Source organism: Campylobacter sp. FU_497, from assembly GCF_025772425.1.
Taxonomy (GTDB): domain Bacteria; phylum Campylobacterota; class Campylobacteria; order Campylobacterales; family Campylobacteraceae; genus Campylobacter_D; species Campylobacter_D lari_C.
Genome location: NZ_JAKMSC010000003.1, coordinates 1 through 23,875 on the forward strand (window position 1 = coordinate 1; position 23,875 = coordinate 23,875).

Here is a 23,875-nt window from a genome sequence, read left to right on the forward strand (position 1 = left end):
ACCTTCGAAGGAGTCTTCTGATGAGTTTCCTTGTCTAATAACCAAAGATTTTATACTTTCTATACATAAAGAGTTGGTTGTGGTTATAGCATATTCATAGTTTTCATAGAAATTTGACATTAAAATCAAGTCATAAGTTTTTACAAAAAAGTGAATTTTTTCTTGTTCAAAAAAACGATAAAAAGTTAAAAAGTTAATATCCTCATATAGATAAATATGAAGTCTTTTATCTTGTAAATCTTGACTAAAATCATTTAAATGCAAAGCAATATATAAAAGTTCTATTTCAGGTTCTATAATGCAAATATAATCTTTAAGGGGATTTTTTAATAATTCAAAAATTAACATGCCGTTGCCAATTCCAAAAAAGATCAAAAATGGATGTCTTTTGTAGTTTTGCTCATAAAAAGATAAATTATCTAAAGCATTTTGTATACAAAATTGTTTTGTTTTATGATCATAAATATCGTAGTTTTTTTCAAAAAGTTCAAATCTTTCGTTGGATTTTACTTGCAAGATTTTATCGGCTAAGCTTGCATTGATTTCTTTTAAAACTTGTAAATTTTTAGAAAAATTAAGTTCAAGTAGCATTATAGTTCCTTGTTTATATTTTTTTAAGCAAAAGCATAAATCATTCCAAAATATACTCTTCTTTTAACGCTTGTCCAAATTCTATATCACAACTTGCTTTTTTGCCAAGTATGATAGGCAAAAATTTAGGATGCAAACCTAGGCTCGGTCTTACGCTTTTTATATTTTCTCGTGTGAAAATATCACCTTTTTTGATGTCTTTGCTTGCGTATAAACTTCTTGCAAAATGGCGGTTTTTTAAAGTTTTTTCATCCATGCTAAATTCTTTGTTTCCTAAAGCTTGCTCGCTTAAACGCACCATAGAACACATTTGCTTAAATTCCTCAAAATCAAGACTAAATTTAGCATCAGCGCTATTTAAAGTTTTGTCTAATATAAAATGTTTTTCTATAACTCTTGCACCAAGAGCTACGGCTAAAGTTGTTGCTAAAAATCCCTCGCTATGATCACTTAAACCAATAATAGTGTTAAATTTTTCTTGTAAAGTTTTTATGACATTTAAATTTAAATCACAAATTTGTGAAGGATAAGCTGAGGTGCATTTTAGCAAAATCAAATTCGGATTGTTTTCTTCTTTAAAAATTTTAACAATCATTTCAAGTTCTTCTTCATAGGCTATGCCTGTAGAAACTAAAGTAGGTTTGTTTTCTTTTGCTACATAACGCAAAAAATCATAATCATTTGCTTCAAAGGAAGCGATTTTATAAGCTGGGGGATTAAATTGCCTTAAAAAATTTACATCTTCTTTAGAAAAAGGACTAGAAAAGCAAATTAAACCTTCATTTTTAGCACATTCAAAAAGTTTTTCATGCCACTCATAAGGAGTTTTAGCTTCTTCGTAGAGCTCATATAGTTTGCGTCCATGCCATAAACCACCTTCAATAATAAAATCTTTTTTGTCAGAATTTAGTGTTAAGCTATCTGGGGTATAGGTTTGAATTTTTATAGCATCAGCTCCTGCTTGTTTGGCTGCTTGTATGGTTTTTAAAGCCACTTCAAGGCTGTTTGCGTGATTTGCTGAAAGCTCGGCAATGATGAAAACTTTTTCATTTAAATTGAAATTTTCTATAAACATTAAAAACCTTTTTTTAATTTAAATAAAAATTTACTATATTTTATATTTTAATTATTAATTATGATTAAAGGTTTATTTAGTAAAATAAATTTAATTAAGTTATCTAAGGAAAAAGCTATGACTAAAACACTTGAATATTCGATTTATCATTTTTGTGAACACATTTTAAAACTTAAAATTGCACCAACAAGTGTAATCAGAGGTGAGCTTTATGGAGCTTCTATACCTTTATATTTTAAAGATGAGGAATATAGTTTTTATTTATTTTTTCAAAAAAAAGCTTTAAATGAAATTGCGTTGTTTTTATTGCATGAAGAATTAAAAGAAGATGGTTTGGCAGATCTAGTTAAAGAAGTGGCTAATCAAATCATAGGTTATGCTAAAAAATTACTTAATGATACTAATGGAAAAGATGAATACCGTTTAGGGGTTCCTGAGTATTTAGGGCGCATTGATGGATTTTCAAAAATCAAGCTCAAAGAAAAATTTACCTATGAGATGAAAAATGCTCGTTTTAGAATAGGTTATAAAAAATTATGATAGAAGATCATTTAGGATTATTGCAATCTTATGAAGATATTTTAGATATTAGTGTTGATTTTGTTAGTGAGCTTGGCACAACTAATATGAGCGTGAGAGATCTTTTAAAACTAGAAGTTGGTTCTGTGATAGATCTTGAAAAGCCAGCAGGTGAGAGTGTGGAGCTTTACTTAAATAAAAGAATTTTTGGCAAAGGTGAGGTGATGGTGTATGAAAAAAACCTTGCCATAAGAATTAATGAGATTTTAGATTCAAAATCAGTATTGCAGTATTTTAAAAAAGAATTGCAATGAAATTTATTTGGATTTTACTACTTGCTTTGCCTCTTTTTGGGGCAAAAATTCTTGATTATAATATCTATCCAAGAGAAGATAGGGTGGATATTACTTTTTCATTTGATGTTCCTTATAAAGAAGGTATTAGTCAAAAGAGAAAAGATAATATTATCATTTTTACTTTAAATGCTCAAAGTGTTAAAGAAGAAGATAGGATAATAAATTCTAATATTGTTAAAAAAATAAAAATCTTTTCAGAAGGTAAAAAAACTTTTATAGCTTTAAGTACTGGCGATAAGATACAAATTAATGCAGATACAATTGGTGAGTATGGTTTAAGACTACGTGTGCAAAAAGAGGGTGTAAATTTAACTACAAAAAAAAGCTTAAATGAAAAAAATGAGGAGATAAAAATGCAAGAGTATGATTTTACAAATTATATTTTAGTTGTAAGTGTTTTGATACTTTTGCTTATTGGACTTTGGTTTTTAAAAATGTATTTAAGGCAAAAACATCCTTTAGATAGAAATTTTACTTTGATTTTTCAAAGACCGCTTGATAGACATAATCAACTTGTAGTTTTTGAGTATGGTCTAAAACGTTATACTATGATTATAGGAAATTCTAATGTGGTATTAGAAACGAGTGAAGCTTTGGCAAAAAATGAAGAGCAAAATAAAACACCCCAAAAACCAAAAGAAAAAGATTTTGACTCTTACTTTGAAGAAAATAAACAAAGATTGCAAAATTTACTTTTAAAGCAAAATAATTAATTTTTTTGATTAAAAGCTAAAATGATAAGCTTTGGCTTTGAAATCTTTTTAATCTCTTCTTTTGAAAAATAAATTTGCTTTTTATCTGAGTAAATATATAAAGTGTGGTTTTTTAGCATAAAATCAAGATTTATATCAGTATCTTTTGCTAATTTTTTTGCTAATGCTAGAATGAAATTAAGCCAAGTTAATATATGATTGTTTGGCAATAGTTCTTTGATATGTTCAATGGCAAATGGATTGATTTTTTTACCATTGGCCTTTAAAAGGGTAGAGATAAGTAAAATTTCTTTGTGTGAAAAGCCAAAATGCAAACCATTTAAAGCCATATAAGCGCTATGCTCATTAGCAAAATAAAAATTAATCCTTTCACCTATGTGAGCTAATTTGGCAGCATTTAAAAGATCTTTTTTAAAGTTAATATCAACTTTGTGAATAGGCAAAAGTGTATCAAATAATTTATTTGCAAAATACGCACTTTTATCGCTATAATCTATATTAAAACGATCTTGTAAAGATTTTAAACTTGGATTAAAATTAGGTGGAAATTTAGCGTTAAATTTTGAAAAATCAGTGGTGTCATTTTTTACCTTGGCGTATTTTTGAAAAAGATTGGATAAAAACACACCCTCTCTTACGCCCACTGCTGAGGTGATGATATTTTTGGCTTTCAAGTTTTTTGCTAAGGCTAAAAAGATTACACAACCTTCTTTTATGGTATCAAAACGATCTTTTTTGATATTAAAATCAACTAAATTTTTAGCATTTTGAATTTTTTCTATGTGGTTTTTTTCTTTCTCAAAACTATAGCTAAAATTGTGAATCATTTTTAATGGATAAGAATTTTTTTTCATTATAGAATTTGATAACGCTCTTAAACTCCCGCCTATGGCAATAATATTGTCATTTTGAAAGCGTTTTGGAACTTGCATTAGCGCTTCTTGTATAAACTGATCTAGTGCATTAAATCTTTTGGTGTCATAAAAAATTTCTTTTAATCTTACTGTGCCAAGATCAAGTGAAATACAATCTATAATTTTACCTTCTTTAATCAAACAAAGCTCAGTTGATCCTCCGCCTATGTCTATAGTAGTGGCATTTTGAATATTTGATAACAAATTTAGCGCAGCAAGACCGCCTAAAAATGATTCGGTTTTTCCATTAATACATTTTATATTTAAACCTACATTTTTTGCTATTCTGGCAATAAAGTCTTTTGCATTTGGTGCATCTCTTAATGCAGAAGTTCCAACAGCAATAATTTTTCTACATTTTTCTTTTAAAGCTTTTTCTTTAAAGTAAGCCAAAGCTTTCTCAGCCTTAAGCATAGCTTCTTCTTGGAGGATTTTGTTATTGTTGTAGGCATTTTCTCCAAGTCTTACTTTCTTTTTATGTTCGCTACAAATGAAAAAACCATATCTTGAGGTTCTTTCAAAAACAACCATACGAACGGAATTAGAACCAAGGTCAATTACTGCTGTTTTTTTAGCCATTAAATATCTTTATTTTTATGTTTCAAGCGAAGCTCATCAATGCTTTCTACATTGTCAGGATCAGGTATGATACAATCTACTGGACAGGCTACTATACAGGCTGGCTCTGAAAATTCATTCACGCATTCAGTGCATAGATCAGGATCTATAACATAGATTGGATCATTATCATAAATAGCCTCATCCGGACATTCTTCCCTGCATGCATCACAGGATATACATTCTCTAGTGATTAAAAGTGACATACTTTTCCTTTTATGAGTAATAAAGCAAACTTATACTATATAAAAACTTATAGCTAATTTAAATGAAAGAAAAAATAGAACCAATTTTTAGAATGATTGAATCATTCTAAAAATTTTAGTTAGTTTTTTTAGGAAAACAAAAGCGATATCCTCTGCGACGTACAGTTTCTATGGTAGAGATATTAAGTGGTTTATCCATTTTTTGTCTTATTTGATTGATTGCAACTTCTATAACATTTGGAGTTACAAGTTCAGGCTCTTCCCAAATAGCATCTAAAAGCTGTTCTTTTGATACGATTTGATCAGAATGTCTAGCAAGGTGAGTTAAAACTTCAAAAGGCTTTCCTTTTAATTCTATATCCTTTCCTTGATAAGTGATTTTTTCTTCATCAGGGTCAATCACTAAATCATCAATTTTAATCACATTGGTTCCACCAAATCTAAGTCTAGCTTCAATTCTCGCCATTAAAATTTCAAAATCTAAAGGTTTTTTTATATAATCATCTGCTCCAGCTTTTAAAGCTTTGATTTCATTTTCTTTATCTGCTTTTGAGCATATTGTAACTATAGCAGTTCTTGGAGATTTTTGTTTGATAGCATTGATCAAATCACTTGCGTCGTTATTGCCTATAGTCCAATTTGATAATACTAAATCATAGTGTCTAATACCTATAAAATACTCAGCGTCTTTAAAATTTTCTGAAGTATCACTTTGGTAGCCAAACTCGTTTAAAGTGTTTGATAAGGTTTTGTTAAGTGATGCTTCATCTTCTACAACTAAAATACGCATTTTATTCCTTTGAAGATAGTTTTAGTGCAAAAGTATAACACAAATTAAGCAAATATTCAAAATTCTTTAAAAAATTTTTAATATTTTTTGCTTAAACTAGCTCCAACGCATGCATTTTTAATAATATCAGGCTTATAGCAGGTAATATGTATAAACTGAAGTTTTTTATGGTGCTTTTTGATATCTTTGCATATATATTTTAAAGATTTTTCTATTGTCTTAAATTTTTTCTTTTTATAGATTTTTTCTATTCTCGCACATAGTTTTGCATAATCTAAAAATTTTTTACTTTTAGCTTCTAATTCTATTAAGACTTTTTGCTCTTGAATTCTTTCAAAATCCAAAAGTCCTATAATGCATTTAAATTCTAAGCTAACTTTTATATGACTTTGCATTCTTGTTTTCCGATTAATCTTAAAATATTTGGTATATGTTTATAAATAACTATAAAAGCGATAATAAATATCGGTGCATGAGTATTAATCACAGGCATATCATAATGAAATATAAAAGAAGTTATGATTAAAACAATCAAGGCTCCAAGTGAAGCTAAGCTTGAAATTTTAAATACCTTTCCTATGATAAACCAAGCTAAAATCGCAGATATAATTTCAAAAGGTAAAAATACTGCTAAAACTCCAGCTCCAGTAGCTACCCCCTTACCCCCTTCAAATTTTAAATAAGGAGAAAAACAGTGGCCAAATACCGCTAAAACCGCCATAGTCCATAAGATATTTTCATCATAGCCTAAAAATTTTGCTACTAATATAGGTATAATCCCTTTAAGTGCATCTAGAACAATAGTTGCAACAGCAAGTGTTTTGGCAAGTTTAGGATCACTTTCTTTTACTACTCTTAAAACATTAGTAGCCCCTATGCTTTTACTACCTGCATTTTTAATATTTGTTTTAGCAAAAATTTGAGCTAGTAAAAGCCCAAATGGTATAGCACCTATAAGATAAGCCAAAAGATAGATTATTAAATTTTCCATTTATTTTTTATCCTGATTATATAAAACTTTATAAAATGATAGCAAAAAACCCTGAAATAAATATTTAAGATATATTTTATCCTATAATAATTTTTATTGTTAAATAGAAATTTTTTATTTTGTTTAAAGAAAATTATAGATATATTTTCAATAAGTTTATTTTAAATAGGCTTTATTTTATCTTATTTAGGAGTAGATAATGAAAAAAATTTCATTATTAGTTGCATCATCATTATTAGTTGCATCAACTGCTTTTGCTAATGATAGAGCTTTACTAGATGAAGCAAAAGCTGCAGGTTTAGCACCTTTACCAAAGGATCAAGCGGGTGTTGAAAAACTATTAAAAGAAATGGGAGTTAAGGCTAGCAAATTCTCTAAAGAAAAAGCTAATCTTGGTAAAAAGCTGTATTTTGAACCAAGACTTTCTAAAAGTGGCTTGATTTCTTGTAATACCTGTCATAATTTAGGTATGGGTGGTGCTGATGGTATAGCAGCTGCTGTAGGACACAAATGGACAGCTAATCCTCATCATTTAAATTCGCCAACAGTTTATAACTCAGTTTTAAATTCAACTCAATTTTGGGATGGTAGAGCAGGTACTTTAGCAGATCAAGCAAAAGGACCAATCGAAGCAGAACCTGAAATGGCAACCCCGGCAAAACTAGCTATTGAAAAAATTTCTTCTATGCCAGAATATGTCAAAGAATTTAAAAAGGTTTATGGTAGTAGTGGAGTGACTTTTGACAATATCGCAGATGCTATTGCTACATTTGAAAGAACACTTTTAACTCCTTCTAAATTTGATAAATTCTTAGAAGGTGATACAAAAGCATTAAGCAAAAAAGAAAAAGAAGGTTTAAAAACTTTCATCGATAAAGGTTGTACGGCTTGCCATACAGGAGTAAATTTAGGTGGTAGTATGCAGGCTTTCCAAGTAGCAGCTAAATATAAATTTGCAAATGTAGGAGATTTTAAAGGTGATGCAAATGGCTTAGTTAAAACTCCAACCTTAAGAAATATTGCTGAAACTGCTCCGTATTTCCACAATGGTGCTATTTGGTCTTTACAAGAAGCAATCAAAGAAATGGGTAGTGTGCAACTTGGCATAGAAATTTCTGACAAAGAAGCAGCTTCTATAGAAACTTTCTTACATGCTCTAACAGGTAAAAAACCAAGTATTACTTATCCTCAGCTTCCAAAAGCAACTGAAAAAACTCCAAAACCAGAGCTTTAATTTAAATCTTAAGACGCTTTTTGCGTCTTAAGCTTACTTTATATAAAATCAAGATATAATTACCGCTTTTAACCACTAAAGCTTTTTAAATTTATGTTTTATGCATAATGCTTTATGGTGCTACCAAAATATTTTAAGAAAGGATAGCTGTATGTATGCTATTATAAAACACAGTGGAAAACAATACAGAGTAAGCCAAGGTGATGAGCTTAAACTAGATCGTTTTGAAGCTGAAGCAAAATCAAGCGTAGAAGTAAGTGAAGTTCTTGCTGTATGCGATAAAGAATTAAAGGTAGGTGCGCCGTTTGTTGCGGGTGCAAAAGTTGTTTTAGAAGTGATTGCTCATGGAAAAGACAAAAAAGTTGTGATTTATAAAAAAAGACGTAGAAAAGACTCAAAATTAAAACGCGGTTTTAGAAGACAATTTACTCGCGTTAGAGTAGTAGATATTAAAGCTTAAGGAGTAAAGAATGGCACACAAGAAAGGTCAAGGTTCAACTCAGAATAATCGTGATTCTATAGGTCGTCGTCTAGGTGTTAAAAAATTTGGTGGAGAATTTGTTCGTGCTGGTAACATCATCATTCGCCAAAGAGGAACAGCAACTCATGCAGGCAATAACGTAGGCATGGGAAAAGATCATACAATTTTTGCTTTAATTGATGGTTTTGTAAAATTTGAAAGAAAAGATAAAAATAGAAAAAAAGTTTCTGTTTATCCTGCATAATTTTCCTAGATTATCTAGGAAAATTCTTTGTAAATATAAATTCTTAAATACAAGATGGCTTTTGAATGTATAGAATATCCAAAGATGAATTAAGAAGATATATTCTAGAGCAAATTTCAGATGATGTGAAAATAAAACAAGTAGAAGATCTTATTGAAAAAGCCATGAAGGATCTTCGATACACAGAAATAAATATAAAAAATATAGACGAAGTAACAAAATATATCTTAGAAAAAAATACATTAGCTGATAAGAAATTAAGCAGTCCTAGAAAAAATAATTTTTTACCTTTTTTGACCGCATTAATTATAGGTGGTAGTGGAGTTTATTATTATAAGAATGAAACTCGTTATACAGTAAAAGAAGAATACGCATTTATTTCAACTTGTGTTGGGCTAAACTTAAGCCATGAAAGAAAATGGGCGTGTATTGCAAAATTAGAAATATGTCAAAAAAATGAAAAAAGTTTTATCGAGTGTGCAAAACATTATTCTTCAGAATAGTGTTTAATTAAAATTTTATAATATTCATCTCCAAAAATTTCTCTTTCAAATTGATCGTCAATTAATGGTTTATAAATTTTATCTTTTTTTATTTCTTCATTTTCTAGCAAGAAACTATATATTTTTTCTATTTCATTTTTTGGAGTACCTCTTTGTATAATTTTTTTATATTTATCAACATACTGTTTTCTTGTTCTCTCATCTATAATATATAATTTTTCACACTCTTCTTGGAGGTCTATATAGGCATCTATAAATTCTCTTTGGCTTTTGTAGGCTTTTTTTAAATTTTTGGTTATAAATTCTTGATAATTATTTTTATATTTTTTTTGATGTAGTTTTTCCATTTTGTCCCTATTTGTCTCTAGTGTATTTTATAAAATTATATCTATAAAGTTATTAACTTTATAATTTTTTTTAAAAAAGGAGAATTAAATGAACAAAAAAATTGATCCCAAAGATAATGCATCAAATATGCAAAATCCAAATAAAGGTACACCTGGAACAAATAAGCAATATGATCAAAATCAAGGAGATCGTGGGAAGCAATTAAATCCTAATCAAAAAAATAAATGAGGCTATAATATATAGTTACAAATACTATAACACCTAATAATTAGAGATAAATATTCTAAAATTAGGTGTATTTTCTACTTTAAAATTTAAAAAAGCTACTCTTTTGAAATTATTTATATTTTGATATACTTCTTTTTAATTTATTTAAGGTTATGTATGTTTATAGATAATGTGAAATTAGTTTTAAGTTCAGGTAATGGTGGCAAAGGTGCTGTGAGTTTTCGCCGTGAAAAACATGTTCCACTCGGTGGACCTGATGGTGGCGATGGTGGAAATGGTGGCGATGTGTATTTTATATGTGATAACAATACCCATACTCTAGCACACTTTAAAGGTAAAAAAGAACTTAAAGCACAAAATGGCCAGCCAGGCCTAGGTCGTAATAAAAACGGCAAAAGAGGGGAAAGTTTAGAGTTGATTGTCCCTCAAGGCACTCAAGTAATTGACGCACAAAGTGGAGAGGTTTTGCTTGATATGCTAGTAGAAGGCCAAAAAGAACTCTTTTTAAAAGGCGGTAAAGGCGGTCTTGGTAATACTCACTTTAAAAACTCTACTAATCAACGCCCAGATTATGCCCAACCAGGTGTGGCAGGAAAAACCTTAAGTGTGCGTTTAGAGCTAAAACTCATAGCAGATGTTGGACTTGTAGGCTTTCCAAATGTAGGAAAATCCACTCTTATAAGCGTAGTATCTAATGCAAGACCTGAAATAGCTAATTATGAATTTACTACTTTAACTCCAAAACTTGGTATGGTTGAAGTAGATGATTATAATTCTTTTGTGATGGCAGATATCCCAGGTATTATAGAAGGCGCGAGCGATGGTAGGGGTTTGGGACTTGAGTTTTTAAGACACATAGAAAGAACTTCTTTTTTACTTTTTGTGCTTGATTCATTAAGAGAAATGAGTTTAAAAGAGCAATTTTGTATTTTAAGAAAAGAATTAGAAAAATTTTCAAGCAAGCTTTATGCAAGAAATTTTGGCTTAATGCTTTCAAAAAGTGATAGTGTAAATTTAGGCGAAGAATTTGCACAAAAAATGGAAGATGATTATAATGAATTAAAAGCTTATTTACAAAGTCAAAATAATCCACAAAGCTTTTTTGTTAAAGTATCAAGTCTTGAAAAAACAGGTTTAAAAGAGCTTAAATTTATGCTTTTAGAAGAAGTTAAAAAAATTAGAAATCAAAATAATCTTTGATGAGTGAAAATTTAACTATAGATTTTATCCAAGAATATATCAAGTCTAATTTTAAAGGCTTGGTATATAAATTTACCTATAAAGAGCATAGCTTTTTTTATAATCCCGATAGGGTTTTAAAAAACGGAGTTTATTTTTGTACTATTAAAGAAAATGATGGCATAAACGATAAAGCTTCGAAATTAAATAGAGAAGGTGTGTTTCGTCTAAGTTGCTCTCTTTGTGATCAAGATTACCAAAATCTTTTTGGTCAAAAACCTAAAAAAGCTTTAAAGGGTGAGATTGTTAGTTTAAATTATGATTTTTCTATGCTTGATCTTATCATGCCTCATCCAATTTATGCTTATATGGGATATATTTGTATTAACAATCCTTCAAGAAAAAATTTTGAAATTTTTAAAGATTATCTTGAGCTTTCATATCAAAAAGCTATAAAAACTTATCAAAAAAGGATAGTGGCGTTATGAAAAATATCATTTTTATGGGGACTCCATCTTATGCAACATGTATTTTAAAAGAGCTTGTCGATAAAGGATTTAATATCCAAGCTTTATTTACTCAACCTGATAAACCTGTGGGAAGAAAACAAATTTTAACTCCAAGTGATACTAAAAAATTTGTTTTAGAAAATAATTTAAATATAGAAATTTTCACTCCAAAAAGCTTAAAAGATGAAAATATAATCAATGGAATAAAAAACTTAAAACCTGATTTTATAGTTGTTGCTGCTTATGGGAAGATTTTACCAAAAGAAATTTTAGATATTGCTCCTTGCGTCAATTTGCATGCTTCCTTGCTTCCTAAATATCGTGGTGCTTCACCTATACAAAGTGCTATTTTAAATGGGGATAAAATAAGTGGGGTTTGTACTATGCTTATGGAAGAAGGGCTTGATAGTGGTGCAATTTTAGAAAGCATAGAATGTGATATAGAAGGTAAAAATTCAGCTGAAGTTTTTATCATGCTTTCAAATTTAGCAGCTAAGCTTACTATTTCTACGCTTTTGAATTTTGAAAAAATTATCCCAAAAAAGCAAGATGAAAATTTAGTTACATATTGTAAAAAAATCAAAAAAGAAGATGGCTTGATTGCTTTAGATAATGCAAGTGAAATTTATCAAAAATTTCTAGCTTTTACACCTTGGCCTGGAATTTTTTTAGAAAATGGTATGAAATTTTTAGACATAGAATTAATCGATAATGAAAAAACTCAAAAATCAGGTGTGATTTTACAAGTAGAAAAGGAAAGCTTTTTGCTTTCATGTACAAAAGGTATTTTAAGGATTAAAACTTTACAAGAAAGTGGAAAAAAAGCTTTAGATGCTAAGACTTATTTAAATGGAAAAAGGTTAAAACTTGGAGATAGTTTATTTTGATGAACTTGAATCAACTCAAGTTTATTTAAGTGATAAAATTCGTAGTGGAGAAATTACTAACAATACAGCCATTTGTGCTTTTATTCAAAGTGCTGGTATAGGTAGTAGGGACAATACTTGGCAAAGTAAGCAAGGAAATTTACATGTATCTTTTTGCATAAAAACTCAAGAATTAGCACAAGATCTTCCTTTGGCTTCTGCTAGTATATACTTTGCATTTTTAATGAAAGAAGTATTGCAAAGAAAAAATTCGAAAGTATGGATTAAATGGCCTAATGATTTTTATATAGAAGATAAAAAAATAGGCGGATTGATGAGTTCTAAAATCAATGATTTTTTGGTTGTAGGAATGGGGATTAATCTTAAGTATGCTCCATTTAATGCTGAAATTTTAGACATAGAAATAGATATAGCAAAACTTTTAAATGAGTATTTTTCTTATGTAGATGAGAAAATTTTATGGAAGAATATTTTTAGCAAGTATATGCTAGAATTTGAAAAATCAAGAAATTTTTTTATACATAATGAAGGTAAAATTTTATCTTTAAAAGATGCTTTGTTGTATAAAGATGGTTCTATATTGTTAGATAATAAAAGGATATATAGTTTAAGATGAGTGAGATAATAACTATTGCAAATCAAAAAGGTGGGGTGGGTAAAACTACTACAGCTATTAATCTAGCGGCTTCTTTGGCAGTAGCTGAAAAAAAGGTTCTTTTGATAGATATTGATCCACAAGCTAATGCTACAACAGGGCTTGGTTTTAATAGAAGTAATTATGAATATAATATTTACCATGTTTTTATAGGTAGGAAAAAACTTTCTGAAATCATTTTAAAAACTGAGCTTCCACAATTATACTTAGCTCCATCAAATATTTCTTTGGTTGGAATTGAGCAAGAAGTAGTAAAAGAAAGCGGAGAATATAGAACGATTTTAAGAGAAAAAATCAAAGAAATTGCCAAAGATTATGATTTTATTATCATTGACTCACCACCTGCGCTTGGAAGCATTACAGTGAATGCTTTTGCAGCAAGTGATAGTGTTATTATCCCTATACAATGTGAGTTTTATGCACTTGAAGGTGTTGCGATGGTTTTAAACACTATTAAATTTGTGAAAAAAACTATCAATCCAAAATTAAAAATAAAAGGTTTTTTACCAACTATGTATAGTTCACAAAATAATCTTTCAAAAGATACTGTGGAGGATTTAAAGCAAAATTTCAAACAAAAGCTATTTAGAACAGGTGATAATGAAGATGATTTCATCATCATACCAAGAAATGTAAAACTTGCTGAAAGTCCAAGCTATGGAAAGCCTATTATACTTTATGATATAAAATCTCCAGGTTCGGTGGCATATCAAAATTTAGCACATTCTATATTAGGATAAAAAATGGCAAAAAAAAGTGCACTAGGAAGAGGTTTAAGCAGTATTTTGGCTGATATTGATGAGGTTTATGAAAAAGAATTAGGTTCTAATGAAGGCAGAATAGAAGAAATTGATATAGATTTAATTAGCCCAAACCCTTATCAACCAAGAAAAAATTTTGATACCCAAGCTTTAGAAGAACTTGCAGGTTCTATCAAAGAATATGGTTTGATTCAGCCTGTTGTGGTTTTTAAAAAAGATGAATTTGATTATATTTTGATAGCAGGCGAGAGAAGATTTAGAGCATGTAAGCTTTTAGAAAAAGAACAGATTAAGGCTGTAGTTTTAAATGTAGATGATATAAAATTACGTGAGCTTGCCTTAATAGAAAATATTCAAAGAGAGAATTTAAATCCTATAGAATTAGCACATTCTTATAAGGAATTGTTAGAAATTCATGATATTACTCAAGAAAAATTAGCAGATCTTATCCATAAATCAAGACCTCAAATTGCTAATACCTTAAGACTTTTAAATTTAAATGAGCAAACGCAAAATTTCATTGTAGAGGGTAAAATTTCGCAAGGTCATGCAAAGGTTTTAGTGGGGCTTGAAAAAGAAGAAGAAAAAATGATAGTTGATACTATCATAGGACAAAAACTTAATGTAAGAGATACTGAAAAACTAATTAAAAATTTTAAAAATACAAATCAATTAGAAAAAAACACAATTTCAAATAAACAATATCAATCTATAATAAATTTAAAAGAAAAAATTGAATCTTTAGGCTTGAAAGTAAATACAAAAGATTTAAAAATTACTATAAATTTTGAAAATGAAGATGAGGTTAGGGAATTTCTAAAGACATTAAATTAAATATGTTTTTAGGTATGTTTTGCTATAATTTCGCGTTTTATTTAGATTTATTTAGGAGTATTAATGTTTAATGATGTACATTTTTCCATCATGATAGCCACCGGTGTCATTTTTTTGCTTATGATAGCGATTTTAAATTCTATGCTCTATAAACCTTTGATTAAATTTATGGATTCTAGGGATTTAACTATAAAAAATGATGAAGAAAAAATGAAAAAAAATTCTGATGATGTTTCAAATGTAGAAAGTGAATTAGAAAAAATTCATATTCAAACAAGAGATGAAATCAATCAAATTAAATCAAAAGCAATAGAAGAAGCTAAATTAAAACAAGAAAAAGAATTATCAACAAAAAAAAGAGAATTAGAAGATCAAATGCTTGTTTTTCTTAAAAGTTTAAGAGAAAAAGAAAAAGAGTTAAAAGAAGAAATGCGTTTAAAAATGCCAGAATTTAAACAAAGCTTTAAAGATAGCTTGAGTAAAATTTAAGGAAGATAAATGTTAAAAAAAATTACATTATTGTCGGTACTTCCTTTTTGTGCTTTTGCAGCAGGTAATGGAAGTGGTGAATACGATATCATTCCAAGAGCGGTTAATTTTGTTTTATTTGCCGCTATTTTGTACTATTTTATTGCAACCCCTTTGAAAAATTTTTACAATGGTAGAATTGCAAAAATTGCTTCTAGAATGAATGAAATTCAAGAAAAGCTTATTGCGAGCAAAAATCATAAATTAGAAATGATGAAAAAACTAGACTTAGCTAAACAAGAAGCAATCAATGCAGTAGCTCTTGCAAAAAAAGAGGCGGAAATTATCACAGATAAAATAGAAGCTGAAACAAAAATGGAAATTAAGGCTTTAGAAAAAACTTATGAAGAACATAAAGAATACGAAATAAGAAGAATGGAAAAAGAAGTTGTGCAAGCGGTTTTAGAAGAGATTTTTGAAGATCAAAATTTACAACTTCAGCAAAAAGAAATTCTAAATATCATGATGAAAAAGGTGTCTTGATGGAAAGTGTGATTGCAAAAACCTATGCAAAGGCGATATTAGAAAGAAATGATTTTGAAGATTTTTATTCTAATTTATTAGAGTTAAGTTCAGCTTTTGCATCTAATAAATTTGTAGATGTTTTAAATTCTTATGAGATAAAACAAGGAAAAAAACTAGAATTTATACTTTCTTTATTAGATAATCCAAGTGATGCTTTTAAAAATTTTATAAATTTAATCGTAGATAATAAAAGGGAGATGTTGATCCCAGAAATCACTAAAGAATTGAGTGAGCAAAAGGCATTAAAAGAAAATACATTCTTAGGGCAAGTTTATTCAAAAGAACAATTAAGTGCAGAAGAAATTAAAAATTTAGAAGAAAAACTTAGTACTAAGTTTAATGCAAAAATTAGATTAGATAGTAAAATAAGTGATAATGACAGTGTGAAGATTAGCTTAGATGGTCTTGGTTATGAAATTTCATTTTCAATGCAAAGCTTAAAAGCTAAAATGAATGAATATATATTAAAAGCAATTTAAGGAGATTTGATGAAATTTAAAGCAGATGAAATTAGTTCTATTATAAAAGAAAGAATTGAAAAATTTGACTTTAATCTTGAAATAGAAGAAACAGGTAAAATTATTTCAGTTGCTGATGGTGTTGCTAAGGTTTATGGTCTTAAGAATGCCATGGCCGGAGAGATGGTTGAATTTGAAAATGGCGAAAAAGGAATGGTGCTTAACCTTGAAGAATCAAGCGTTGGTATTGTTATCTTAGGAAAAGGTCTTGGCCTTAAAGAAGGAAGTTCTGTAAAAAGACTAAAAAAACTTCTAAAAGTTCCGGTAGGCGATGCGTTGATAGGACGTGTTGTAAATGCTTTGGGTGAGCCAATTGATGCTAAAGGTGTGATTGAAGCAAGTGAATATCGCTTTGTGGAAGAGAAGGCAAAAGGTATTATGGCTAGAAAAAGCGTTCATGAGCCACTACACACAGGTATTAAAGCAATTGATGCTTTAGTTCCAATTGGTAGAGGACAAAGAGAGCTAATTATCGGTGATAGACAAACAGGCAAAACAACTGTTGCAATTGATACTATCATTAGTCAAAAAGGTAAAGATGTTATTTGTATTTATGTTGCAATTGGCCAAAAACAAAGTACAGTAGCTCAAGTAGTTAAAAAACTTGAAGAATACGGTGCAATGGATTATAGTATAGTAGTAAATGCAGGTGCTTCTGATCCTGCTGCATTGCAATACCTTGCTCCATATACAGGTGTAACTATGGGTGAGTATTTTAGAGATAATTCAAGACATGCATTGATTGTTTATGATGATTTAAGTAAACATGCTGTTGCATATCGTGAGATGTCTTTGATTTTACGTCGTCCTCCGGGTCGTGAAGCTTATCCAGGGGATGTATTTTATTTACATTCAAGATTGCTTGAAAGAGCAAGTAAGTTAAGCGATGAGCTTGGCGCAGGAAGTTTGACTGCACTACCTATTATCGAAACTCAAGCGGGCGATGTTTCAGCTTATATTCCAACTAATGTTATTTCAATTACTGATGGGCAAATTTTCTTGGAAACAGATTTATTTAACTCAGGTATTCGTCCTGCGATTAATGTTGGTCTATCTGTATCTCGTGTTGGTGGTGCTGCGCAAATTAAAGCAACAAAACAAGTTTCAGGTACATTAAGACTTGATTTAGCTCAATATAGAGAGTTGCAAGCTTTTGCACAATTTGCAAGTGATTTGGATGAAGCAAGTAGAAAACAGCTTGAGCGTGGGCAAAGAATGGTTGAAGTTTTAAAACAACCACCATATTCTCCGCTTTCAGCTGAAAATCAAGTAGTGATGATTTATGCAGGAACCAAAGGATATTTAGATGATATAGCAGTTTCGAAAATTGGAGAATTTGAAGCAGCTTTATATCCATTTATTGAAGCTAAATATCCAGAAATTTTTGAGCAAATTAGAACTAAGAAAGCTTTAGATAAAGATTTAGAAGAAAAATTAGCTAAAGCATTGAGTGAGTTTAAAGCAAACCATATATAAGGTTTTTAAATGTCTAATTTAAAAGAAATTAAAAGAAAAATAAAAAGTGTTCATAATACACAAAAGACAACTAATGCTATGAAGCTTGTCTCTACTGCCAAATTAAGAAAGGCAGAAGAGGCAGCTAAAAAGTCAAAAGTTTTTGCTCAAAAAATTGATGAAGTTTTATCTGAAATTGCATTCAAGATTAATCAATACGAAGGACTTGATGATAAGCTTCCGTTTTTTAGAAAAAAAGACAATATTGAGAAAATGGATATTATTTTCATTACTGCCGATAAAGGTTTATGCGGTGGTTTTAACATCAAAACCATTAAAACAGTAAATGAAATGCTTGAAGATTGTAAAGCAAAAAAAATCAAAGTAAGATTAAGAGCTATTGGTAAAACAGGTATAGAGTATTTTAATTTTCAAAATATTGAAATTTTAGAAAAGTATTTAGATACAAGCTCTAGTCCTGACTATGAAAAAGCATGTGCTATTATACAAAGTGCAGTAGATGATTTTGTAAATGAAGTAACTGATAAGGTTGTGATTGTGCATAATGGCTATAAAAATATGATTTCTCAAGAAATTCGTATTAATGATTTATTGCCAGTGCAAGCTATTGCAAGTAAGGAAGAACAAGAATCACAGTCTTTAATGGACTTAGAGCCAGAAGATGAAGAAATCTTAAATGATTTATTAAAAACTTATTTTGAATATAATATGTATTTTTCTTTGGTTGATTCTTTGGCGGCTGAACATAGTGCAAGAATGCAGGCTATGGATAATGCAACCAATAATGCAAAAGCAAGAGTTAAGCAGCTTAACTTAGCTTATAACAAAGCAAGACAAGAATCTATTACCACCGAATTGATAGAGATTATCAGCGGTGTTGAGTCAATGAAATAAATTTAGGAGTGATGATGCAAGGTTTTATTTCTCAAGTTTTAGGACCAGTGGTTGATGTTGAATTTAAAGAATATCTTCCACAAATTAATGAAGCTATTATTGTTAATTATGAATTAGAAGGAAAAGAATGTAAGCTAGTTCTTGAAGTAGCTGCACATTTAGGTGATAATAAAGTAAGAACTATTGCTATGGATATGACCGATGGTCTTGTTAGAGGTTTAGCCGTAGAGGCAACTGGTAACCCAATCAGTGTTCCAGTGGGCGAAAAAGTTCTTGGAAGAATTTTTAATGTAACGGGTGATTTAATTGATGAGGGTGAAGAGATTAATTTTGATAAACATTGGTCAATTCACAGAGATCCTCCTCCATTTGAAGAGCAAAGCACAAAAAGCGAAATTTTTGAAACAGGTATTAAGGTGGTTGATTTATTAGCTCCTTATGCTAAAGGTGGTAAAGTTGGTCTTTTTGGTGGTGCCGGTGTTGGTAAAACCGTTATTATTATGGAATTAATTCACAATGTTGCATTTAAACATAGTGGATATTCAGTTTTTGCAGGTGTTGGTGAAAGAACACGTGAGGGTAATGACCTTTATAATGAAATGAAAGAAAGTAACGTATTGGATAAAGTTGCACTGTGCTATGGTCAAATGAATGAACCACCAGGGGCAAGAAATCGTATTGCATTAACAGGTCTTACTATGGCTGAGTATTTTAGAGATGAAATGGGACTTGATGTATTGATGTTTATTGATAATATTTTTAGATTTTCTCAATCAGGTTCAGAAATGTCAGCGCTTTTAGGAAGAATTCCTTCAGCTGTTGGTTATCAACCAACCCTAGCTAGCGAAATGGGTAAGTTCCAAGAAAGAATTACATCAACCAAAAAAGGATCTATTACTTCAGTTCAAGCAGTTTATGTGCCAGCAGATGACTTAACAGACCCTGCACCAGCAACAGTTTTTGCACACTTAGATGCAACTACGGTTTTAAATAGATCGATTGCTGAAAAAGGTATTTATCCAGCTGTTGATCCACTTGATTCTACTTCAAGAATGCTTGATCCGCAAATTATAGGTGAAGAGCATTATAAAGTAGCGCGTGGCGTACAATCAGTGCTTCAAAAATATAAAGATTTACAAGATATTATTGCTATTTTAGGTATGGATGAATTAAGTGAAGAAGATAAATTGATCGTTGAAAGAGCGAGAAAAATTGAAAAATTCCTATCTCAGCCATTCTTCGTTGCAGAAGTATTTACAGGAAGTCCTGGTAAATACATTAGTTTAGAAGATACAATAGCAGGTTTTAAAGGTATTTTAGAAGGAAAATACGACCATTTACCAGAAAATGCTTTCTATATGGTAGGTGGAATTGATGAAGTTATTGAAAAAGCAGAAAAACTTAAGGCTTAATAATGGATAATTTAATACATATAGAGGTGGTAACACCTCTTGGTATGATTTACAATGATAATGTAAAATCTATTGTTCTTCCTGGAAGTGAAGGTGAATTTGGTGTTTTAAAAGGACATGCATCTTTAATCTCTTCTTTAAAGGCAGGAATTATAGATATAGAAAAATCAGATTCAACTCATGAATTAGTTGCTATTGATTCAGGTCATGCAAAGGTATCTGAAACTAAAGTAAGTGTTTTAGCAAAAGGTGCTGTATGGGTTGGTGGAAATAGCGATAGTGAAATAGCAAAAAGATTAGAAGAAGCAAAAGATTTGATTAAATCTATGAGTAGTGATAGCGTTGCTTTGGCTTCTACTTTTGCTAAGATGGATAATAATGTAAGGCAAAAATAGTGGATTTTCAAGCAATTTTTCATTTCTTTGAAAATACAAGCTTAATCACTTATATTGTATTAGCTTGGCTTTCAGTGTATTTTATACTTAGTTTTAGTATTTTATTTTCAAGATTAATGCTTATTAATAAATGGACTCAAAATGAAAGCCAAGCTTTAGAAGCTTTAATGAGAGGGGAAAAAGATTTAAGTCAAAGTGCGTCAATTTTAAAAAAATGTGTGGAAATTGATGAAACTAAAATGAACATTTATAAAAATTCTGTAGAAAAAAAAGCTACAATAGGATTAACGTGGCTTAGTATCATAGCTTCAACCTCTCCTTTTATAGGGCTTTTTGGTACAGTGATTTCTATACTTGAAACCTTTGGTGGTTTAGAAATGCAAAATTCTTTAAGCATTATTGCTCCTAAAATTAGTGAAGCTTTGGTGGCTACAGGTTGTGGGATTTTAGTGGCAATCCCTGCATATAGCTTTCATTTGATTATCAAACGCAAGGCTTATGAGTTGATTAATATCTTAGATAGTGAAATCAAGGTGCTGGTAAGTTCTATAAAGGCTTAATTTATGTTTTTAGAAGAAAAACCAGAATTAAACATTACACCTTTAGTTGATATTATGCTTGTATTGCTTGCTATTTTGATGGTAACTGCACCAAGTATCACATATGAGGAAAAAGTGCAACTTCCTCAAGGTTCACAAAAAACTTCAAGTGCGCCAAATATTAAAAGTTTAATTGTAACAATTAACGCAAAGAAAGAAATTTTTATAGGAAAAGATAAGTTTAATTTTGTAAGTTTTGCAGACAATATGAATGCTTTAAAAGTTCAATATAATACTCAAGAGACAGTTTTCATAAGAGCAGATAAGAATTTAAAATATGATGATGTAATGAGTGTTTTAAGAACAATGAAACATTTAGGTTTCCAAAAAGTTGCTTTGCAAACTGAGTAGAAAATGGAAGAAAATTCTATACATAATTTTAAATCCTTTATTTATGCAATTTTAGTTTATTTTTTTGTTGTTTTCTTAGTTTTTTTTAAATTAATTGAATATAAACCAAAAGCTATTGAATATACTGATGATCCTAATAGTTTTATTAATATAGAACTTGGCGATAGTATAAATCAAAATCAAGTAAATATGATACAAGAATTGCAAAAAGAAAATTTGCAAAGCTTATTTGAAGAAAATCTTTTACAAAAATACACCACAAACAAAAGTGTCAATACACAAAATATAGAACAACAAGCAAGTGTTTTTAATGAGCTGTTTGGTAAAATAGAAGACTATCAAGAAGAAAAAACAACCAAAGTGCAATCTTCTATGCCTTCAAAAAAACCTACTTTTGCCCAAAGAGAAAAAATCAATGATTTTTCTAAGCAACTTAATGAAAATTTGCAAATTAATCAAGAATTAGGACAATCTGTTATAGAGCAAAAAGTAGGGGTTTATGATCAATTTTTAGGCGCTGTGAGAAAATACCTTGAAGATAGATGGAGAATTTACAATCCTAGCGGTAATTTAAGTATAGAGGCAGAATTTGTAATTGATAATAATGGTTATTTTTATTTACTAAGTGCCACTAGCGCACATAGTGATAATTTTGATAAAAAAGCAAAAGAATTTTTACAAAATTTAGAAGGAAAATACATAACTTTACCTCCAAATGGTAAAATAAGAAAAATCAAAATGCAACTTAGTGATATAATTGAGTTTAAAACGGAGAAACAATGAAAAAAATACTAGTATTTTTATTTTTTTGTTCAGTATTATTTGGACAAGATGCGACAATATCTGTTGTTAATAAAGGTATGCAATTGCCTAAAATTTACATTAAAGATCAGTCTAAATTGAATGATTTAGATCTTAAAAAAAGTTTTTACAACATGCTTGTTAATGATATAAAAGTAAGTTCTAATTTTGAGATAACTCAAGATGAAAAACAAGGCGATTATATTTTTTCTTATATATTAAATAAAAATGGCAAACTTTTAGATATCGATGTTGAAATTTTAGCCGCAAACGAAACTAAAACAAGATTTTATGAGCAAATTCTATCTATTGAAGAGTATCCATTTTTGTCACATAGAAGTGTCGCTCAAATGAATAGAAAATTAGGTTTTGCACCGGTTGATTGGATGGATCATAAAATTTTAATAGCTAGAACCCAAGGTAATAAGCAAAGTGATATTTTATTAGCAGATTATACTTTAACTTACCAAAAAGTATTGATTTCAAAAGGTTTAAATTTGTTTCCTAAATGGGCAAATAAAGAACAAAATGCATTTTATTTTACTGCTTATGAAGATGAAATTCCAACTCTTTATAAATACAACATGAAAAATAAAAATATTACAAAAATCATTGCTAGCAAAGGTATGATGGTTGCTTCTGATGTGAGTGATGATGGTAAAAAAATTTTACTTACCATGGCTCCAAAAGACCAACCTGATGTATATTTGTATGATGTAGATTCAAAAAATCTGACACAAATTACAAACTATATGGGTATTGATGTAAATGGCAATTTTGTTGATGATGATAAAAAAATTGTATTTGTATCTGATCGTTTGGGTTATCCAAATATTTTTATGCAAAATTTAGATTCAAATTTAACAGAACAAGTTGTTTTTCATGGTAAAAACAATTCTTCGGTTTCTACTTATAAACACTATATGGTTTATTCTAGTAGAGAAGTAAATCAAAGCGGAGTTTTTAATCTTTATTTAATGTCTACTCAAAGTGATTATATAAGACAGCTTACTGCAAATGGCAAAAATCTTTTTCCAAGATTTTCTAGTGATGGAGAAAGTGTTGTGTTTATTAAATATTTAGGTTCACAAAGTGCATTAGGAGTTATTAGAATTAATGCAAATAAAGCCTTTCATTATGGTTTAAAAGTAGGTAAAATTCAATCAATTGATTGGTAAAATATCAAAATAGCATTTTTTTTGTTATAATTAAATTATGATTTTTAAATAAATAAAAGGGGAAAAGCAATGAAAAAAATCATTTTTGCTTCAATTACTGCATTTGCTGTTATTGTAAGTGGTTGTGCTACAAAAAATACTAGTGTAAGTAGCTCAAGTAGTGTAGATGGCTCAAAAGGTAGCGGTGGTTCTGATAGATTTGAAAATCTTGAATCTTTAAATTCTGTAGCAAATGTATATTTTGACTTTGATAAATTTAATGTTAGAAAAGATATGCAAAAAGTTATTGCAAACAATGCTGAAATTTTCAACAAAGAAGCTGCTAATGCTGCAATCGTGGTTGAAGGAAACTGCGATGAGTGGGGAACTGATGAGTATAATCAAGCTTTAGGTTTAAAAAGAGCTAAAGCGGTAAAAGAATCTTTAGTGGCTCAAGGTGTTAGCGCAGATAGAATTAGCGTAAAAAGCTATGGAGAAACTAATCCTGTATGTACTGAAAGAACAAAAGCTTGCGATGCTCAAAATCGCCGTGCAGAATTTAAATTATCAAAATAAGTTTTAA

At 29.5% G+C, this 23,875-nt stretch carries 33 protein-coding genes and 1 pseudogene; 26 read left to right on the forward strand and 8 right to left on the reverse strand.

Annotated elements, in window-relative coordinates; translation table 11 throughout:
* Positions 1-591, reverse strand: a pseudogene (locus L8W68_RS02060) (hypothetical protein); the annotation flags it as partial.
* Between the two features lie 40 nt (positions 592-631).
* Positions 632-1,666, reverse strand: a complete 1,035-nt coding sequence (gene pseI / locus L8W68_RS02065; RefSeq protein WP_263674829.1) for a pseudaminic acid synthase — start codon at positions 1,664-1,666, stop codon at positions 632-634.
* 117 nt (positions 1,667-1,783) lie between these two features.
* Here pseI and L8W68_RS02070 point away from each other — a divergent pair, with 117 nt between their 5' ends.
* Genes L8W68_RS02070 through L8W68_RS02080 form a run of 3 tightly spaced genes read left to right on the forward strand, consistent with a single transcriptional unit; the run spans position 1,784 to position 3,254 of the window.
* On the forward strand, positions 1,784-2,206 hold the full coding sequence (locus tag L8W68_RS02070; RefSeq protein WP_087699344.1) for a hypothetical protein: 423 nt from the start codon (positions 1,784-1,786) through the stop codon (positions 2,204-2,206).
* The gene (fliN, locus tag L8W68_RS02075) at positions 2,203-2,499 is read left to right on the forward strand and encodes a flagellar motor switch protein FliN (protein WP_039617302.1); all 297 of its coding nucleotides are present in this window, start codon (positions 2,203-2,205) and stop codon (positions 2,497-2,499) included. The genes L8W68_RS02070 and fliN overlap by 4 nt, the downstream gene beginning before the upstream one ends.
* The gene (locus L8W68_RS02080) at positions 2,496-3,254 is read left to right on the forward strand and encodes a hypothetical protein (protein ID WP_263674830.1); all 759 of its coding nucleotides are present in this window, start codon (positions 2,496-2,498) and stop codon (positions 3,252-3,254) included. The genes fliN and L8W68_RS02080 overlap by 4 nt, the downstream gene beginning before the upstream one ends.
* Here L8W68_RS02080 and L8W68_RS02085 read toward each other — a convergent pair.
* The 5 genes from L8W68_RS02085 to plsY form a co-directional block, all read right to left on the reverse strand.
* On the reverse strand, positions 3,251-4,747 hold the full coding sequence (locus L8W68_RS02085; protein WP_263674831.1) for a Ppx/GppA phosphatase family protein: 1,497 nt from the start codon (positions 4,745-4,747) through the stop codon (positions 3,251-3,253). The two genes, L8W68_RS02080 and L8W68_RS02085, sit on opposite strands and share 4 nt — an antisense overlap.
* Complete coding sequence (locus tag L8W68_RS02090) at positions 4,747-4,992, reverse strand: YfhL family 4Fe-4S dicluster ferredoxin (protein ID WP_012660922.1); 246 nt, start codon at positions 4,990-4,992, stop codon at positions 4,747-4,749. The genes L8W68_RS02085 and L8W68_RS02090 overlap by 1 nt, the downstream gene beginning before the upstream one ends.
* A gap of 115 nt (positions 4,993-5,107) precedes the next feature.
* On the reverse strand, positions 5,108-5,782 hold the full coding sequence (gene hsrA / locus L8W68_RS02095; protein WP_039617309.1) for a homeostatic response regulator transcription factor HsrA: 675 nt from the start codon (positions 5,780-5,782) through the stop codon (positions 5,108-5,110).
* A gap of 77 nt (positions 5,783-5,859) precedes the next feature.
* Entirely contained in the window at positions 5,860-6,177 is a 318-nt protein-coding gene (locus L8W68_RS02100; protein ID WP_263674832.1) for a dihydroneopterin aldolase, read from the reverse strand.
* The gene (gene plsY / locus L8W68_RS02105) at positions 6,162-6,773 is read right to left on the reverse strand and encodes a glycerol-3-phosphate 1-O-acyltransferase PlsY (RefSeq protein ID WP_263674833.1); all 612 of its coding nucleotides are present in this window, start codon (positions 6,771-6,773) and stop codon (positions 6,162-6,164) included. Before plsY ends, L8W68_RS02100 begins: the two co-directional genes overlap by 16 nt.
* A 199-nt stretch (positions 6,774-6,972) precedes the next feature.
* Here plsY and L8W68_RS02110 point away from each other — a divergent pair, with 199 nt between their 5' ends.
* From L8W68_RS02110 to L8W68_RS02125, 4 genes are all read left to right on the forward strand, one after another.
* A complete protein-coding gene (locus L8W68_RS02110) occupies positions 6,973-8,007 on the forward strand; it encodes a cytochrome-c peroxidase (protein ID WP_263674834.1) in 1,035 nt (344 codons plus the stop codon).
* A gap of 151 nt (positions 8,008-8,158) precedes the next feature.
* Positions 8,159-8,467 carry a 50S ribosomal protein L21 gene (rplU, locus tag L8W68_RS02115; RefSeq protein WP_039617324.1) on the forward strand — a complete coding sequence of 103 codons (309 nt, stop codon included), beginning with the start codon at positions 8,159-8,161 and terminating at the stop codon, positions 8,465-8,467.
* A gap of 10 nt (positions 8,468-8,477) precedes the next feature.
* Positions 8,478-8,732 (forward strand): 50S ribosomal protein L27, encoded by a 255-nt coding sequence (rpmA, locus tag L8W68_RS02120; RefSeq protein WP_002862355.1) that lies wholly within the window; start codon positions 8,478-8,480, stop codon positions 8,730-8,732.
* A gap of 65 nt (positions 8,733-8,797) precedes the next feature.
* Positions 8,798-9,235, forward strand: a complete 438-nt coding sequence (locus L8W68_RS02125) for a hypothetical protein (RefSeq protein WP_263674835.1) — start codon at positions 8,798-8,800, stop codon at positions 9,233-9,235.
* Here the strand turns inward: L8W68_RS02125 and L8W68_RS02130 are convergent.
* The gene (locus L8W68_RS02130; RefSeq protein ID WP_263674836.1) at positions 9,220-9,582 is read right to left on the reverse strand and encodes a hypothetical protein; all 363 of its coding nucleotides are present in this window, start codon (positions 9,580-9,582) and stop codon (positions 9,220-9,222) included. The genes L8W68_RS02125 and L8W68_RS02130 overlap by 16 nt on opposite strands.
* Before the next feature lie 88 nt (positions 9,583-9,670).
* On the opposite strand from L8W68_RS02130, the gene L8W68_RS02135 reads away from it, so the two are divergent.
* The 19 genes from L8W68_RS02135 to pal all read left to right on the forward strand — a co-directional run bounded on the left by L8W68_RS02135 (position 9,671) and on the right by pal (position 23,868).
* Positions 9,671-9,811 (forward strand): hypothetical protein, encoded by a 141-nt coding sequence (locus L8W68_RS02135; protein ID WP_263674837.1) that lies wholly within the window; start codon positions 9,671-9,673, stop codon positions 9,809-9,811.
* A 156-nt stretch (positions 9,812-9,967) separates the two neighbouring features.
* Positions 9,968-11,011, forward strand: coding sequence for a GTPase ObgE (gene obgE / locus L8W68_RS02140; protein ID WP_263674838.1), 1,044 nt, complete (start codon positions 9,968-9,970; stop codon positions 11,009-11,011).
* Positions 11,011-11,478, forward strand: coding sequence for a DUF6194 family protein (locus tag L8W68_RS02145; protein ID WP_263663535.1), 468 nt, complete (start codon positions 11,011-11,013; stop codon positions 11,476-11,478). The genes obgE and L8W68_RS02145 overlap by 1 nt, the downstream gene beginning before the upstream one ends.
* Positions 11,475-12,386: a methionyl-tRNA formyltransferase gene (gene fmt / locus L8W68_RS02150; protein ID WP_263663537.1), complete on the forward strand. Its 912-nt coding sequence runs from the start codon at positions 11,475-11,477 to the stop codon at positions 12,384-12,386. Before L8W68_RS02145 ends, fmt begins: the two co-directional genes overlap by 4 nt.
* Positions 12,367-13,002, forward strand: coding sequence for a biotin--[acetyl-CoA-carboxylase] ligase (locus L8W68_RS02155; RefSeq protein ID WP_263663538.1), 636 nt, complete (start codon positions 12,367-12,369; stop codon positions 13,000-13,002). Before fmt ends, L8W68_RS02155 begins: the two co-directional genes overlap by 20 nt.
* The gene (locus L8W68_RS02160) at positions 12,999-13,781 is read left to right on the forward strand and encodes a ParA family protein (protein WP_012660935.1); all 783 of its coding nucleotides are present in this window, start codon (positions 12,999-13,001) and stop codon (positions 13,779-13,781) included. The genes L8W68_RS02155 and L8W68_RS02160 overlap by 4 nt, the downstream gene beginning before the upstream one ends.
* A 3-nt stretch (positions 13,782-13,784) precedes the next feature.
* Positions 13,785-14,636 carry a ParB/RepB/Spo0J family partition protein gene (locus L8W68_RS02165; RefSeq protein WP_263674839.1) on the forward strand — a complete coding sequence of 284 codons (852 nt, stop codon included), beginning with the start codon at positions 13,785-13,787 and terminating at the stop codon, positions 14,634-14,636.
* A gap of 63 nt (positions 14,637-14,699) precedes the next feature.
* Positions 14,700-15,125, forward strand: a complete 426-nt coding sequence (locus tag L8W68_RS02170) for a FoF1 ATP synthase subunit B' (RefSeq protein ID WP_263674840.1) — start codon at positions 14,700-14,702, stop codon at positions 15,123-15,125.
* A gap of 9 nt (positions 15,126-15,134) precedes the next feature.
* Complete coding sequence (locus tag L8W68_RS02175) at positions 15,135-15,647, forward strand: F0F1 ATP synthase subunit B (protein WP_263674841.1); 513 nt, start codon at positions 15,135-15,137, stop codon at positions 15,645-15,647.
* Complete coding sequence (locus L8W68_RS02180; RefSeq protein WP_263674842.1) at positions 15,647-16,168, forward strand: F0F1 ATP synthase subunit delta; 522 nt, start codon at positions 15,647-15,649, stop codon at positions 16,166-16,168. The genes L8W68_RS02175 and L8W68_RS02180 overlap by 1 nt, the downstream gene beginning before the upstream one ends.
* Positions 16,169-16,177: 9 nt before the next feature.
* Positions 16,178-17,683, forward strand: a complete 1,506-nt coding sequence (atpA, locus tag L8W68_RS02185; RefSeq protein ID WP_039617356.1) for a F0F1 ATP synthase subunit alpha — start codon at positions 16,178-16,180, stop codon at positions 17,681-17,683.
* Between the two features lie 9 nt (positions 17,684-17,692).
* A complete protein-coding gene (gene atpG, locus L8W68_RS02190; RefSeq protein WP_263674843.1) occupies positions 17,693-18,577 on the forward strand; it encodes an ATP synthase F1 subunit gamma in 885 nt (294 codons plus the stop codon).
* 14 nt (positions 18,578-18,591) lie between these two features.
* Positions 18,592-19,989: a F0F1 ATP synthase subunit beta gene (atpD, locus tag L8W68_RS02195; RefSeq protein WP_039617358.1), complete on the forward strand. Its 1,398-nt coding sequence runs from the start codon at positions 18,592-18,594 to the stop codon at positions 19,987-19,989.
* Positions 19,990-19,991: 2 nt separating this feature from the next.
* Positions 19,992-20,384, forward strand: a complete 393-nt coding sequence (gene atpC, locus L8W68_RS02200) for an ATP synthase F1 subunit epsilon (RefSeq protein ID WP_039625212.1) — start codon at positions 19,992-19,994, stop codon at positions 20,382-20,384.
* Positions 20,384-20,944 carry a MotA/TolQ/ExbB proton channel family protein gene (locus L8W68_RS02205; protein WP_039617360.1) on the forward strand — a complete coding sequence of 187 codons (561 nt, stop codon included), beginning with the start codon at positions 20,384-20,386 and terminating at the stop codon, positions 20,942-20,944. Before atpC ends, L8W68_RS02205 begins: the two co-directional genes overlap by 1 nt.
* 3 nt (positions 20,945-20,947) lie before the next feature.
* Positions 20,948-21,334: an ExbD/TolR family protein gene (locus L8W68_RS02210; RefSeq protein WP_263674844.1), complete on the forward strand. Its 387-nt coding sequence runs from the start codon at positions 20,948-20,950 to the stop codon at positions 21,332-21,334.
* A gap of 3 nt (positions 21,335-21,337) precedes the next feature.
* Positions 21,338-22,117: an energy transducer TonB gene (locus L8W68_RS02215; RefSeq protein ID WP_263674845.1), complete on the forward strand. Its 780-nt coding sequence runs from the start codon at positions 21,338-21,340 to the stop codon at positions 22,115-22,117.
* On the forward strand, positions 22,114-23,313 hold the full coding sequence (gene tolB, locus L8W68_RS02220) for a Tol-Pal system protein TolB (protein ID WP_214135611.1): 1,200 nt from the start codon (positions 22,114-22,116) through the stop codon (positions 23,311-23,313). The genes L8W68_RS02215 and tolB overlap by 4 nt, the downstream gene beginning before the upstream one ends.
* 69 nt (positions 23,314-23,382) lie before the next feature.
* The gene (pal, locus tag L8W68_RS02225; protein ID WP_214135612.1) at positions 23,383-23,868 is read left to right on the forward strand and encodes a peptidoglycan-associated lipoprotein Pal; all 486 of its coding nucleotides are present in this window, start codon (positions 23,383-23,385) and stop codon (positions 23,866-23,868) included.
* The last annotated feature ends 7 nt before the right edge of the window (positions 23,869-23,875 follow it).